Source organism: Exiguobacterium sp. s194 (assembly GCF_018618275.1).
Classification (GTDB): domain Bacteria; phylum Bacillota; class Bacilli; order Exiguobacteriales; family Exiguobacteriaceae; genus Exiguobacterium; species Exiguobacterium chiriqhucha.
Map to the genome: position 1 here is coordinate 53,464 of NZ_JACSLT010000010.1, position 15,350 is coordinate 68,813.

Annotated in this window: 9 protein-coding genes; 7 read left to right on the top strand and 2 right to left on the bottom strand. The window is 54.0% G+C overall.

The genetic code is table 11. From position 1 onward, the window contains the following. The first annotated feature begins 79 nt into the window (after positions 1-79). Together KNP85_RS12865 and KNP85_RS12870 are read left to right on the top strand one after the other, a co-directional pair. Positions 80-3,148, top strand: coding sequence for an efflux RND transporter permease subunit (locus KNP85_RS12865; protein WP_214803353.1), 3,069 nt, complete (start codon positions 80-82; stop codon positions 3,146-3,148). A 130-nt stretch (positions 3,149-3,278) separates the two neighbouring features. Further along, positions 3,279-3,689 carry a hypothetical protein gene (locus KNP85_RS12870; protein ID WP_021066691.1) on the top strand — a complete coding sequence of 137 codons (411 nt, stop codon included), beginning with the start codon at positions 3,279-3,281 and terminating at the stop codon, positions 3,687-3,689. Between the two features lie 27 nt (positions 3,690-3,716). Here KNP85_RS12870 and KNP85_RS12875 read toward each other — a convergent pair whose 3' ends face one another. Next, positions 3,717-4,073 carry a hypothetical protein gene (locus KNP85_RS12875; RefSeq protein WP_021066690.1) on the bottom strand — a complete coding sequence of 119 codons (357 nt, stop codon included), beginning with the start codon at positions 4,071-4,073 and terminating at the stop codon, positions 3,717-3,719. Positions 4,074-4,128: 55 nt separating this feature from the next. Then, positions 4,129-4,509, bottom strand: coding sequence for a truncated hemoglobin (locus tag KNP85_RS12880; protein ID WP_021066689.1), 381 nt, complete (start codon positions 4,507-4,509; stop codon positions 4,129-4,131). 159 nt (positions 4,510-4,668) lie between these two features. Here KNP85_RS12880 and addB point away from each other — a divergent pair, with 159 nt between their 5' ends. From addB to KNP85_RS12905, 5 genes are all read left to right on the top strand, one after another. Continuing rightward, positions 4,669-8,109, top strand: coding sequence for a helicase-exonuclease AddAB subunit AddB (gene addB, locus KNP85_RS12885; protein WP_214803356.1), 3,441 nt, complete (start codon positions 4,669-4,671; stop codon positions 8,107-8,109). Further along, positions 8,093-11,695 (top strand): helicase-exonuclease AddAB subunit AddA, encoded by a 3,603-nt coding sequence (gene addA, locus KNP85_RS12890; protein WP_214803359.1) that lies wholly within the window; start codon positions 8,093-8,095, stop codon positions 11,693-11,695. Before addB ends, addA begins: the two co-directional genes overlap by 17 nt. 115 nt (positions 11,696-11,810) lie before the next feature. Further along, complete coding sequence (locus KNP85_RS12895; protein ID WP_021066686.1) at positions 11,811-12,173, top strand: response regulator; 363 nt, start codon at positions 11,811-11,813, stop codon at positions 12,171-12,173. Further along, on the top strand, positions 12,170-14,728 hold the full coding sequence (locus tag KNP85_RS12900; RefSeq protein WP_214799057.1) for a sensor histidine kinase: 2,559 nt from the start codon (positions 12,170-12,172) through the stop codon (positions 14,726-14,728). Before KNP85_RS12895 ends, KNP85_RS12900 begins: the two co-directional genes overlap by 4 nt. Positions 14,729-14,872: 144 nt before the next feature. After that, positions 14,873-15,253: a YisL family protein gene (locus KNP85_RS12905; protein ID WP_029595956.1), complete on the top strand. Its 381-nt coding sequence runs from the start codon at positions 14,873-14,875 to the stop codon at positions 15,251-15,253. Positions 15,254-15,350 lie beyond the last annotated feature (97 nt).

Sequence of the window (15,350 nt, forward strand, 5' to 3'; positions counted from 1 at the left end):
ATCGATGACGAACCCCTCTATGATGAAGAAGAATAGTTCATATGTGTATTTGCACATCATCTGAAAGTGAGGGGTCAACATGTTTTTTCAAAAAATGATTGAACGAGGAAAACTGGTCATCGTGTTTTTACTCGTCGCAGTCGTTGTCGGGGTGCTCACGTTCTTCCAACTTCCGAAGCGTGAAATTCCGGAGACGAGTGTCAATATCATCTTGATTCAGACGCCATATCCAGGCGCGACCGCAGAGACGGTCGAACGGAACGTCACGAATATTTTGGAGACTGAATTGAGAGGACTCGAAGGAATCGAGAATGTGTCATCATTATCCGCCTCCGAGTTCTCAAACATCACAGTCGAGTATGAAGACGGCTTCGACCGAAGTGAGCTCCAGGCGAACGTGCGCCAAGCCATCTCGGATGCCGCACCGCGCTTGCCTGAGAATGCGCTGGCACCGACCGTCAATGATTCGATCGGACAATTGCCGGTCGCTTCATATTTGTTGACTTCGGACGACCGCGAAACGTTGCAAGCGGCTCGAGAAGATGTCGAGCGGTTGGAGGAACGATTGTTGCGGACCGAAGGCGTGACCGGTGTGACAATCAAAGGATTGCCAGAAACCGAATTCGTCGTCTCGCTCGACTCGGCCGAACTCGGGGAGCGTCAACTCGCCTTCCCGGACGTTTTGACGGCCATCAATGAAGAATATAAGACGACACCGCTCGGACGCCAGTCGACGGAAGAGGGCATCTATCAGTTGGCGATCGACAGTTTGACGAACGTCAATGATATGGGCCAAGTCGTCGTCGGATCGGTAGACGGGACGCCCGTTCTACTCGAAGACGTCGGTACGGTCGAAGAGACGGAAAAAGCGGTCACCGACCTCGTCTCGCTCGATGGGATGCCCGCCATTTCCTTGACGGTCACAATCGAGTCGGGACAAGATATCCCGACGCTGCAAGAACGCGTCGATGAAGTCGTCGCCGCAGAAGTCGGAGACGTCTCTGGCGTCGAGCTCGTCCCTTATTACGAGCAGGCCAAAGCGGTCGACGCGATCTTCTCGTCGTTGACAAAAGAGTTCATCGTCGCCATGATTGCCGTCATCGTCGTCACGACGATTGGATTGACGGTATCAGGATCCATCATCGTCAGCTTGGCGATTCCATTATCGTTCTTGCTCGCGTTAATCCCGCTTCGCTTCACGGGGGTCGACTTGAACCAAATCTCCATCATCGGTGCCATCATCGCCCTCGGGATTCTCGTCGATGACGCCATCGTCGTCAACGACAACATCCTGCGTCGTTACCGGAAAGGGGATACGGCGATGGGAGGTGCCGTACGCGGGACGAAAGAAGTGTGGGGCTCGATCGTCACTTCGACGCTCGCCGTCGTCTTCGCTTTCTTGCCATTGACCCTCTTGTCAGGTGCGAACGGGAACTTTATCCGCGCCTTGCCGACCGTATTGGCGTTATCGGTGCTCGCTTCGATGGTCATCAGTTTGACTCTCGTCCCGATTGCCCAATACTGGTTGAACCGGAAACAAGTCAAAGTCTCGAAACGAGAGCCGGGTTGGTTAGGGAAACCACTCAACCGTCTCAGTAATTTCTATGCGGACACGTTGTTGCCAAAAGTTGCGAAGCGTCCATGGACGTTCGGACTCGTCGGTTTCGTCATCACGACCGCCTTGTACGGATTGATTCTATTGACACCATTCGAATTTTTCCCGGCCGCGAACCGACCAGAAGTCGTGACGAGCGTCACATTACCGGTCCAGACCGACTTGGAGGAGACGGAACGGAGACTTCAAGCCATCGAGGAAGAGTTCCAAAGCATCGATGGCGTCACCGAGACGTCCATCTTTGCCGGGGGCGGGTTACCGAGCCTGTTCACGGGAGGACTCGACCAAACGGGTGACAACACCGGCCAAATCGTCGTCCGTGTCGATAACGAGACAATCGATGCGATTCAATTGATTGATGAGTATACGACACAAATCCGGGAAAACAACCCGGACGCTGAAATCTTCTTGGATACGCAACAACAAGGACCGCCGACTTCGGCACCTGTCGAGTTCACGATGCGCGGCGAGACAATCGACGAGCTCGTGGCGGCACGGGATACCGTGAAAACAGACCTCGAAGAGATTGACGGCGCACTCGTCCTCGATAACATTAAAGAGCCGTTCCAAACACTCACGTATGAGCTCGACCGTGACGCGATGGCGGCCGCTGGCGTGACCGCGAAAGCGATCAGTGACCAGATTCGCCTCGTCACGGACGGGATTCCGATCGGAACGTTCGATGATGGTGTCGAACAGCGCGATGTGAAAATTGTCGTCGATGCGGAAGCAAACCGTGAGGCGCTCGCTTTAGACGATATTCTCGTCCCAGTCGAAACGGAAGCCGGCCCACCGGTCGCACCGCTCAGCACGTTCGTCACCGAAACGACGACGGAACAGATTCAACAGATTCCGCGTGAAAACGGAGAACGGACCGTGACGCTCCAAATCTTTGCGAGCGAAGGTATGGACGAGGAAGCGTTCAAACAAGACGTCGACCGCGTGCTCGCCGATGCGGAGTCTGCATTGACCGATGACGGGATCGCCTTTGATCAATCGGGGGCAAGTGACACACAAAACGAGTTCTTCCTTGAACTCGCCACGTTGTTCGTCGTCGTCTTGTTCTTAATTTTCTTGATTATCGCATTCCAGTTCAATTCATTGTCACTACCGATGCTCGTCCTGTTCACGATTTACTTGGCGATTGCCGGAGCTGTCGTCGGACTGTTCATCACACAGACGCCATTTAGCTTCATGGCTTCGATGGGGATTGTCTCGCTCGCAGGAATCGTCGTTCGGAACGCCGTTGTCTTGTTCGAGTTCATCGAGCAAGGGATTCGGGACGGCATGGCTGTCACGACCGCTGTCTATGAGGCAGGGCGGGCCCGGATTCGTCCGATCCTGTTGACGGCCTTGACCGCCGTCGTCGCCCTCTTGCCGGTCGCGTTCGGACAAGACCCACTCTTCAAACCACTTGCCATCTGTATCGTGTCAGGGATTCTGTTCTCGACGGTACTGACGCTCGTGCTCGTTCCGGCTTACTACTTGATTTTAGCGAAACGTCGCCACCGGGATAAACCGTTCACAGAGTAATTGCATGACGACAAAGGATGGCCCGAGGTGGGCCATCCTTTGTTCGTTTACGTCGGGAGACGTATGTTTTTGTGAGATGCTCTATGGGTATAATAAGAGAAGGACTTCACAATATTGGAGGGAATCAACGATGAATGATTCATACACATGGTTAAACCGCCGGACGATTCGCCCGGCTTACAGTGCGACAGGGGGCCGGGCGTGGACGAGCGAACGCGTCGTCCGTCCGGATGCAGCGCGGGGGAAGACGGTTCGCGGTGTCAAACGCGTCCGTCGTCCGTATACGGATGAGCATGGAAATCGCCGTTATACGACGGGGCGTGTCGTCATCACCGACGCGGCTCGCAAAGCGCGGGCCAACGGTCATGGTGAGTCGGCCGTCCAACTCGAGTTGTCGGTGCCGACACCGTACGAGCGGGTCAAAGAGATGATTCCGACGAAGAAAATCCTCGTGCCTGCCATGGCCGGGATTGCCGTCGCTGGTGGGATTGCGGGAGTCATTTATGCACTCCGCAAGAAAAAGCGGAACAAAGGAAAATAAAAAAATCGCCCAACTCGGGCGATTTTTTTATTTGAGACGATCCGCAAGAATCCGTTCGAGCTGTTGCTCGCCGAGTTCGCGCATCTCTGCTTCATTCTCTTCATCGTATGCCTCGTCAGTGAAACGTCCGACGAATTCGACTTTCCCGTTGCCGAGTTCACGGAAGACGAGGTTTTTGCGGTCCTGATAAAAGACGACGCGGTACTCTCGTCCGTTCTCGTGCATATAGTTGAACACACCTTTAATGTGGTCCATGTTCTTTTCTTCGGGTTGGTCTTCTTCCTCTTCGTCCTCTTCGAGGGCGTCGGCGAGGACTGCCGTCGGTTCTACTTCTTCCGTTTCTTCTTCAGACGAAACGGCCTCTTTCTTTTCTTCTTCTGTCATGAAAAACGACCTCCTTTACTTACTTTCTTATCATACCCGCTTTTCGAAAGGCTGACTACTCAAAATGGTGCGAGCAGACGCGGACGACGTTCGAGGATGACATGATCAAGCGATGGAACAGCTGTTGTTTGATCGACTCGGGCGCATCGACCGTTTTGAGCGCTTGCTCCATGCAGCCGAGCCAATGTCCGGCATGAGTCTCAGAGATGGGGTGGTCACGATGGATCATCGCCAAGTTACCGCCACCACGACGTTCTGTATACAATTTCGGTCCCCCGAGCAACTGTGTTAAAAATTCGAATTGATGCGCTTTGACCCGCTCTTTGTCGTCCGGAAACAATGGCAACAAGACCGGGTCGGCGTAGACGAGATCATAAAAGGCGTCTACGAGCTGTTGGACTCCACGCTCGCCGCCGAATTGTTCATATGCACTCATGTTTATTTCCCCCTCATACGTCCAGTCTAATCGATTTTCGCTGAAATTGGGAAGGATGCGGGCTGGTCAATTTTCTTGCCGGGGTCTCGAAGGATTTCCCTCTACAAACTGCGCGGAATGGGTCATAATAAAGAAAAAAGGGAAGGGGTGTTCGCCTAAATGACGGTCACTTTTCACGTCGGGCGTTCCGGGAGCGGAAAAAGCGAATGGATGACGAAACAAGTCATCGAAGAGCTGAAGCGTGACCCGAGCGGACCGACCATCTATATGCTCGTCCCAGACCAAATGTCGTTTGAAATGGAACGGAAGATGGCGATGACCGACGGCTTGAACGGGTCGACCCGGATTCAAGTCTTATCGATGCGCCGTCTCGCCTTTTTGATGATGCGCGACCGTGGCGTCGCGACCGAACAGTTTTTGGACCAGACGGGGACACATTTGCTGTTGCGCCGTGTCGTCGAGATGAACGAGGAACGCTTGACCTTGTTCCGCCGGACGATGAATCAGTTCGGTTTCTATGAGGAATTGAATGCGTTGATCACGCTCCTCAAACGAGGACTCGTCGATCCGGAGCAGTTGCTCCGCTTGAGCGAGCAAGACCAACATCGGTCCCTCAAACTCCAAGATTTGTCGATTCTTTATGAGGGCTTCTTGACGATGACGGAAGGGAAATCGCTCCACGCGGAAGACTATTTCAACGTGTTGCTACAACTGTTGCCGGACATCGACTTGACCGGGACCCGGTTTTACGTCGATGGGTTCAATGAATTTTCCGAGCAGGAGCTGGCAGTGCTGGTCGCTTTGGCGGAGAAGGCGCCGCTCGATGTCCTGTTGACGATCGATCCGGATTCGCTCTACCGGCCCGATCCGTCGTTCGGACCGACACAGCGTACGCTCATGCGCTTCAAAGAGCTGTTATCCGAACGGGGCATCTCGTCGAGTGACACGCCTCATACGGGTGCGCCTCGCTTCCAACATCCGAGCTTGGCCTATCTCGAGGCCACGTTCGGGCAAGTGACAGCAGCCCCGTATACCCGTCCCGATTCGAACGTCGTGTTACACGCGGCCGTCGACCGGTCGGTGGAAGTCGAGGCCGCCGTCCGTGAAGTCGTGCGTCTCGTTCGTGAGGAAGGCTTCCGTTACCGCGATATCGCGTTCGTGTCCCGTTCGCTTGAAGCGTACGGCGATTTGGCGACGCAGGCGCTACAAAAAATGAACTTGCCGTTCTTCCTCGATGAGCGACAACCGATGCTCGATCATCCGGTCGTCGAATTACTGAAGGCGACGATTGAAGTCGCACTCCGTGGATACCGGGAAGAGCCGGTGTTTCGCGCACTGAAGACGGAATTGATTCTGCTCGATGCGGAGCATCGACGCACATCGGTCGACCGGCTCGAGGCGTTCGTGATTGAACGGGGGATTAAACATTACCATTGGCATGATGCGTGGTACTTGAAACGTCGTGCCGAGGAAGAGGCACGGTTGACCGGGGAAGAACTCGACGTAGAGACGGCGCTCAATCGCTATCGGCAAACCATCGTCGACACGTTCGACCCGTTGTTGGATGACTTGAAGGCAGCGAAGACGATGCAGGCTTACACGCATGCTATCTACGCATTCTTGGAACGAGTCGGCGTGGCGTCCTGTCTTGCCCATTGGCGAGATGAGGCGCTCGAAGAGGCACGCTTGCTCGAGGCGCGCGAACATACGCAAGTATGGGACGCGGTGTTGCACTTGCTTGAACAGCTAGAGGCGGCCGCACCGGACGAGACGCTCTCGACCGAGCTGTTCCTCCAAATGATGGACACCGGGCTCGATAGTCTGCGCTATGCGCTCGTCCCGCCTTCTTTGGATCAATTGACGGTCACCGATTATGTTCGGGGCCGGTTGCTTGATAAGAAGGTCGTCTTCTTGCTCGGAGCGAACGAAGATCAAATCCCGCTCGTCTCGACCCAGTCGAAACTATTGACCGACCAGGACCTCGACTTCATGCACGAGAACGGCGTCCGGGCCGGGAAAGCGACCGAGCACTTGTTTGACGATGAGACGTACTATTTGTATAAGGCGCTCACTGCACCGAGTCATCGGCTGTTCGTCAGCTACGCCCTCGTCGACCGCGCCGGCAAGGCGATTCAGCCGGCCAGCTTCATCGCGGACCTGAAGGCGCGGCTTGGCGGTGGCAAGGTCGTGACGACCCACTTCGCAGAAGCCGGTGAACATCGCCCGAGCGACCAGTTGTCGTTCATCACAAACGTGAATCAGACGGCAGCGGTCACGGCGCTCGAATTACAGCGGCTCAGTCGCCACTACCCGATTCAAGACACGTGGTTCACGGTATATAACGAGCTGTTGAAACATCCGGAAGGCCGCGAGCGGATCCGGTTATTGACGAGCGCGCTCTTCTATCAAAACGTGCCCAAGCCGTTACCGGAAGACGTCGCCAAGTCGCTGTACACGAACTCGATTCGGGCGAGCGTCTCGCGGCTGGAGACGTTCCAAGCCTGTCCGTACCGTCACTTCGCCAGTTACGGCCTTCGTTTAAAAGAGCGCCGTTTGTATCGCTTAGAGGCGCCAGATATCGGCAACTTGTATCATCGCACCATCGAGCACATGTCGCAGACCGTGCAGATGGAAGGGAAAGAATGGCGTGATGTGAGCCGGGAGGAATGTTCGTCTCTCGCTGAGGCGGCCGTCGAGCTCGTCACACCAGAGATTCAAAACGCGATTTTGATGAGTTCGAACCGGTATGGCTATTTGAAGAAGAAATTGACCGACGTCGTCAGCAAGACGGCGGAAGTGTTAATCGAGCAGTCGAAACGAGACGGGTTCGATCCGGTCGCCTTTGAGCTCGCTTTCGGCAGCGGCAATTTCCCGCCGGTATCGTTCACGCTCAGTAACGGGGCGACGTGCGAACTCGTCGGTCGGATTGACCGGGTCGATACGGCTTCGATTCACGACCAATTGTACGTTCGGATCGTCGATTACAAGTCGAGTAAACGAGAGATCGACTTCGCCGAGATTTATTACGGGCTCGCGATGCAGATGCTCATCTATTTGAAAGTGTTGATTGAGCAGGCGAACGCCTGGACGCAAGAGAACGTCGCCCCAGCGGCCGCGCTCTATTTCCACGTCCATCGCCCGCTCGTCGCTCCGGCCGAGACGGATACCGACACCGAACGCAAGGTGCTCGAGTCGTATCAGATGCAAGGGTTGCTCGTCGATGATCCGGCCATTTTAGAGATGATGGACCGGACGGCGAAACTCGACCAGAAAAAATCAATCGTCATCCCGGTCAAGTACAAGAAAGACGGGACGCTCGATGCGAACACGACGAAAAAAGTCGTCTCGCCACCGCAACTCGAACAGTTGATGGACCATGCCATCGATTTGGCCCAATCGAGCGCCGAGGCGATGTATGACGGTGAAATCGGGGTCGAACCGTATGAGTATAAAGAACGCCGGCCATGCCAGACGTGCCCGTTCCAAAGTGTCTGTCACTTTGATGAGGCGTTGTCCAACGAGGCACGGCAATTGAAAAAGCTAGAAAAAGATGACGTCTTGTCAAGATTAGGAGGTGACGTCGATGCAGTGGACGAATGACCAACAAGCGGCCATTGATGCCAGAGGATCGCACGTGCTCGTCTCGGCGGCAGCCGGTTCCGGCAAGACGGCAGTCCTCGTGGAACGACTTGCGAGCCGTCTCTTGGATGAGACGGACGAACTGACGGCCGACCGCATGCTCGTGGTCACATTCACGAATGCGGCCGCGGCCGAGATGAAGCGGCGAATCGCCAAAGCGCTCGATCAAGCGCTTCGTGACGACCCGGAGAACGCATATATTCGCAAACAACGCCAAATGCTCAACCGAGCACTCATCACGACGATTCACTCGTTCTGTCTCGAGGTGATTCGAGAGAATTACTATTTGCTCGACCTCGACCCGGCGTTCAAAATCGCTGAAGAGCGTGATTTGGTGCTCTTGCAGGACGATGTGCTCGAAGACGTGCTCGAAGACGCTTATGGCGAACAAGACCAAGCGTTCTTCGCCTTGATTGACGCCTATACGTCCGACCGCGGGGACAGTGAGATTGAGGAGTTGATTCTCGGACTTTATCACTATGCGCGAACACTGCCTGACCCGGAAGCCTATCTGGATGAGCTCGTCTCGTTATATCAATTTGACGGGGACCCGGACGATGAGCAATTGCTGATCGAATTCGGTCACCTACTTTGGGTAGACATCGAGAAAGCGTTGCGTCAACTTCGTCGCGTCGCCATCGAGCTTCGGCTCGCCGGTTATGAGGCGCAATCCGAGAACGTGCAACAGGCGATTTTGCCGTTCGCGAACCTTGATCCGGACTCGTTCAAGTGGAGCGAGCTCGAGACGGCTTCCCGCGCCGTCAAATTCGGGACGATGAAATCCGTCCAAAAGAAAGACGAACATCATGTCTACCACACGGTGTTGAAACCGGCCTACGACCAGGCGAAGAAGAAGTTGAGCGAAGCGACCGCACAGGCCAGCACGAGCGGAGCGGACTATTTAGAGGTCTTGATGACGCAACGTCCGCTCGTCGAGACGCTCGTCAAGACCGTCCGGACGTTCGGTGCTGCCTATGAGCAGGCGAAGCGGGACCGCGCTTTCGTCGATTTCAGCGACCTTGAACATTATGCGCTCGCGATTTTGCGCGACGGGGACGGACCGTCCTCGGTCGCATCGCTCTATAAACAGCGCTTCGCCGAAGTGTTGATCGATGAGTATCAAGATACGAACGAGATCCAAGAAACGATTATCGGACTCGTCAGCCACGAAGCCGAACACGTCGGCAACTTGTTCATGGTCGGCGATATCAAACAATCGATTTATCGGTTCCGCCATGCCGAGCCGCGTCTGTTCATCGAAAAGGCGACCCGGTTCAAACAAGGTGGTTCGGGACAACGGATCGACCTGTCCCAAAACTTCAGGAGCCGGGCCGAAGTGCTCCATGGCATCAACGACTTGTTCGTCCGGTTGATGGACGAGGAAGTAAGTGAGATCGAATACGATGAGGCGGCCCGACTCGTGCCAGGCCGGGCGTATGAGGAGCTCGAGGCGAGACCTGAGCTGATTCTCGTCAATGGTGAGAGTCGTGATCTCTCGAAACAAGAGCTCGAAGGACGCGCCATCGCGACCCGGATTTTAGAACTTGTCTCGGGCGAGGAACCGTTCAAAGTGACCGATGAGGCGACCGGCTTGCTGCGGTCGTGCGAATATCGCGATATCGTCATCTTGGTCCGCTCAAAAAAAGAGCGCGTCGAACAGCTGATGGATATTTTGACACAGTACAACATCCCGGCCTATACCGATTCAGACGGCGGCTATTTCCAGGCGACCGAGATTCGCATGATGCTCGCCGTGTTGAAACTGATTGACAATCCGCTTCAAGACATCCCGCTCGCGGGAGCGCTCCGTTCACCGATGTTCGGCTTCAGTGACCAAGAACTGGCCAAGATTCGTCTTGAATCGGAGGACTCGTTCTTCGAGGCGCTCAAAGCGAAAGCGGACGATGAGGATGACCTCGGTCTGAAGTGCGGCGATGTGCTCGACGCGTTGTCAGCGTGGCGCACGTTCGCACGGAACCATAGTTTGTCGGAGCTGATTCAACAAGTGTTCAACGACACCGGCTTCTACGATTTCGCCGGTGGCTTGCCAGGTGGGAAAGGACGCCAAGAAAACTTGAAGGCGCTCTATGATCGGGCCTTGTCCTATGAACGGAGCGGATACCGCGGTTTGTATCGCTTCCTCCGCGTGATGGACCGACTGCAAGATAACGGTGAGGATTTGTCAGAGGCGCGTTCGCTCGGCGAAGAAGAGAACGTCGTCCGAATCATGACGGTCCATAAGTCGAAAGGACTGGAATTCCCGGTCACGATCGTCGCCCAGCTTGGAAAGCAGTTCAATAAACGCGACCAAATGCAGCGCGTCATCTTCCATAAACGGTATGGCATCTCGCTCGACGCCATCGATGTCGTCACCCGGACGAAGACGGAGACGTTCGTCAAAGAGATGATTCGCCGCGATCTCGATGCCACGATGAAAGCCGAAGAGATGCGCGTCCTGTATGTCGCCCTCACCCGTGCCAAAGAGAAATTGATTTTGGTCGGGACGATTAAAGAACCGGGGAAACAGATTCAGCAGTGGCTGCATGTCGAGCAGACCGGGACGACGTTATCGGCCGAGTCGCGTCGTGACGCGAAGACGTATCTCGATTGGGTCGCTCCGGCACTCCTGAAACTTGAAGGGGCTGCCTCGTTCTTAGAACAACAGGGCTTGCCGGTTATCGCTCCGCAACAAGAAGCGACACCGTGGACGTATCGCATCATCGGTGAGGGAGATTTGGCAGAAGTCGCCACACTCCAAGAGATGATGGCGCAGCTCCATCATGTCAAACAGTTCGAGGCGATCGATTTTCCGGTGAAAGACGAAGCGAACGTCAGTGAGTTCGTCCACAAGGCGTTCGCCTACGCCTATCCGGCACAGGCTGCGACGGAGACGGCGGCCAAACAAACGGTGACCGAATTGAAGCGGGCGCTCCAACTTGAACAGGCGGCGTTCGAAGAGACGTACCGGGCGACGGACACTCCGTATCGAGAACCCAAATGGAAGCAATCTCAGCAGACAGGGGCCGAACGGGGGACGACGTTACATCTCGTCTTCCAATTGATCGACCCGTCCGAGCCGCTCGATGTCCAAATCGACCGCTGGGAAGCGGAAAGCATGCTCAGCCCGGTCGAGGCCGAAACGGCACGGCTTGCGAGTCCTGAAATCAAGGCGTTCTTTGCCTCGGAAACGGGACGCGCGTTGACAGCAGCGCTTCAAACTGGGACAGGTTGGCGTGAGCTACCATTCACGTACACGGTCCCGGCCGAGCGAGTCAATCCAACGGGGACGTTCACCGACGAGCACGTGCTGATCCAAGGGATTATCGATTGTCTGTTTTATGACGGAGAGACGTATGTACTTCTCGATTATAAATCGGACTCTGTGCTTTTCTCGAGCGACTCCCGTGACGCGGCAAAACAAATGTTACGTGACCGCTATCACGTCCAACTCTCGCTTTATCGTGAGGCGATTGAGGCGATTTGGGGAATCACGGTCGGGCAGATGCTCATTTATTCGCTCGAATTGCAGGAAATTGTTGTATTATAATGTAGACGTTGTGAAGAAAAAGGGGTACGGTTATACACCGTACACCCTTATTTTTTGTGATTACGAACTGAATCCGTTAAAATAATGGAATGGGATAAAAAATGGAGGAATCGTCATGGTAAAAATTTTACTAGCAGAAGATGAAGAAGTATTACGCATGCTTGTTTTAGATACATTAGAAGATGAAGGATATGACATTGATGAAGCGCCAGACGGCCTTGAAGCCTATCGGCTAATCGAACAGAACGAGTACGACCTCGTGATTGTCGACCATATGATGCCAGGCATGACCGGTCTTGAGGTCATTGAGAAAGTACGAAAACTGCCAGGACGCCAACATACGAAAGTGATGATGCTCACGGCGAAGAGCCAACAATCTGATCGTGATTGCGCGAATGAGATTGGCGTCGACTACTTTATTTCGAAGCCGTTCAGTCCACTTGAATTGGTGAAGATTATAGGAGGCATCGTGAATTGAACAGATGGTTTAAACAAAAACTCGGGCGCGACCTCATGGTCGTCCTCTACTCGTTCCTCGCGCTCGCGCTCGTCGGCTCGATTTTCATGTACATGTACATGGAAGAACGAGTTGCGGCGAACGAACAACGGTTACAAGATGTCGATGAGCGGATTGACCGGTTGAACGTGCTTTGGGACGACTGGCAAGGCGCTCAATATGATTCCCGCGGCTTCCTCTTGTTTGGGGATACCGAGGCGCTTGAGCGGGCCCGTGCCAAAGAGAACGAGTTCCAACAAGAGATTAACTGGTTCAAGAGCGTCGTCCAGACGAAACAAGGTGAGATTTTCGCGGAGGATTTGCAAGAGTTTCATGACTTCTATTTCGGTGTCATCCTTCCGGTGACGACGGAGTACGGTCAATTGCGGGCAGAAGGTGAAATCACCGAGACGACCGTCGACCCAGAGACGGTGTTGGCGTTGCCGACAGCCCAGCGTTTGATTGAGCAGGGCGTCGTCCCGTACAGCCCAGAGCGCGGGATTGATACGCTCGGACCGATTCAACAGATTGAGACATCATTGTCAGATTATAAATCTTTGATGAATAGCGAGAAACAAAAAGTGTACGATGCTTGGAAATTGAATAACGATATTCTTCAATTCCTCTGGATTGCGAGCATTTTGTCGTTCGCGGCATTGATTTTACTGTTCATCCAACCGTTCTTGCGCCGTCAAACGCGTTTGATTTCGAGACTTTCAGTCGCGTCTGATCGCTTGTTGAAAGGCGAAATCGTCGATTTGAGTGATCAGATGGAACGCGAAGATGAGATCGGGATCATGTCACGGTCGTTCAACAAAATGGCCGAGACGCTTCGTGACAATGAACGTCACTTGATTGAGAAAAATCACGAGCTGCAAGCGCAACAAGAAGAGTTGATTGCGCAACAAGAAGAGCTTCAGGCACAGCAGCAAGAGCTTGAAGAGATCTTGGAGCAGACGCAACAGAACGAGCAGCACTTGGCTTACCGCAACGAATTGACCGAGACGCTCGCGGCCCGCGATTCGCTCACGGCCTATCCAGAAATTATCGAGAAGCTCGTCGCCATCACCGACTCAGAAGTCGGCGCGCTCGTCTTCGTCGATGCGACAGGTTCATTCTCGATCACGAGCCACGGCTTGAACGAGACGCTCACGCGTCAATTGCTCGATAGCGAGAATTCGGTCTTGACGCGGGCGATGACACTGCGGACGACCGTCCATTCGTCGAAACAAGTCGCGAGCGACCATCCGCTCCCGTATCCATACTATATGTATGAGACGGCCGTGCCGGTCCATGATCCGACGGATGACTCGATTATCGCGTTCATCTATCTCGTTCGTTATAAAGACCGCTTCACGCAGACACAGATGGGCGACATCATGTCGTTCGCCCGTCAGTTGTCGCTCTCACTTCTCCGGATGCGTCTGTTTGAAGAGATGACCCGTGAGAAAGGGAAGACGGAACGGATTCTCGACTCGATTCGCGAGGCGGTCATTTACGTCGAACACTCGACCGATGACGTCTTCGTCAACCGTCCGCTCTATGAGATGTTCCCTGAGCTTGACGACATCACGTCGAGCGAACTCGCGGAACTATCATGGAACGAATGGCGCGAGACGATTTCAACGACGGTCGATCAAGAAGATGATTTCTTGAAGTATACCGATCGTTTGTTCACGGACGACTTCCCACATGACAGCGTGAGTTTCTCGATCCGTAAAGGGGAAATGAACCTACAGATGTATGCGGAGCGCATCGTCGTCGGCGGGTTATCGAAAGGAACGTTGCTCGTCTTCCGCGACATCACGAGCGAGACCGAGGCGGAGCGCTTGAAGAGCGAGTTCATCTCGACCATCTCCCATGAATTACGGACCCCGCTCTCTTCGATTTATGGGTTCACCGAGCTCATGGTCAAGAAGCAGTTGCCGAACGAGAAGCAAGCGAAATACTTGCAGACGATTCATGCCGAGACGGAGCGCTTGACGCATCTCGTCAACGACTTCCTTGACGTGCAGCGCATGGAAGCCGGCAGTCAAATGTATGACCGCGAACAGCTCGACGTCGAGCCGGTCATTCGCGATATGATGACGTTCTATGAGGCGTCATCGTTGAAACACCAGTTCGAGCTCGTCACGGCCGATGATCGCCCGTACGAACTGTTCGCCGACTGTCAGAAGTTCAAACAGTTGATGAGTAACTTGCTCTCGAACGCCGTGAAGTATTCGCCGCGTGGCGGGAAAATCACAGTCGAACTGGCCCATCACGACCAATCCATTTCGATTAAAGTGAAAGACCAAGGAATCGGGATTCCGAGCGATGCGCTCGACCGACTCTTCGACAAGTTCTATCGTGTCGACAATTCGGACAGCCGTGAAATCGGCGGTACCGGACTCGGCCTTCCGATCTGTCAGGAAATCGTCCGCGGTCACGCCGGTCAGATTCATGTCGAGTCGGTGCAGCATCAAGGCTCGACGTTCACGGTCGTCATTCCAAGTTATGAATACGCCGTCCGTGAACAAGAAACGACGACAGCTTAATCACGTCAGCAACGCAAGGCGCCTATCGATCATCGATGGGGCGCCTTTTTGGTGGAAGCGAAGATTTTTCAATCACCTGCTTGACCGTAAAGCGAGCGACTCGTGTACAATAGAGATTGTACATAATGGAAAGGGGGACTTTGAATGCCATTGACTGCATTCCTACACACGCACGTCACGAGCTGGATTTTATTACTCGTCTTGTTCGCTGTCGCCTACGTCGGCTATAAGAACGCGAACAAGAGCGGGAAGATTGCCCACATGGTGTTTCGACTCATGTTGCTCGTCGCGTTCGGCACAGGACTTTATTTGTATTTACAATTGAACGGTGGCGGCATGTTCTATCACGTGAAAATCACGGTCGGACTGCTCACGCTCATCTTCGGTGAGATGACGCTCATCCGTGTGAAGAAGAAAAAACCAGCGAACGCGATGTTCGGCGGTTTCGTCGTACTTGCACTCGTGACGATTTTCATCGGCTATGCGTTGCCATACGGACAGTCGTTCTTTAGCAATTTCATTTAAGGTTGATTCCCATTCCGCACATCGGAGTGGGATTTTTTTGTTTGTCCGTAAATTATTAGGGGAAAATAAAAAAATCAGTGATAACGATGATGAGGTG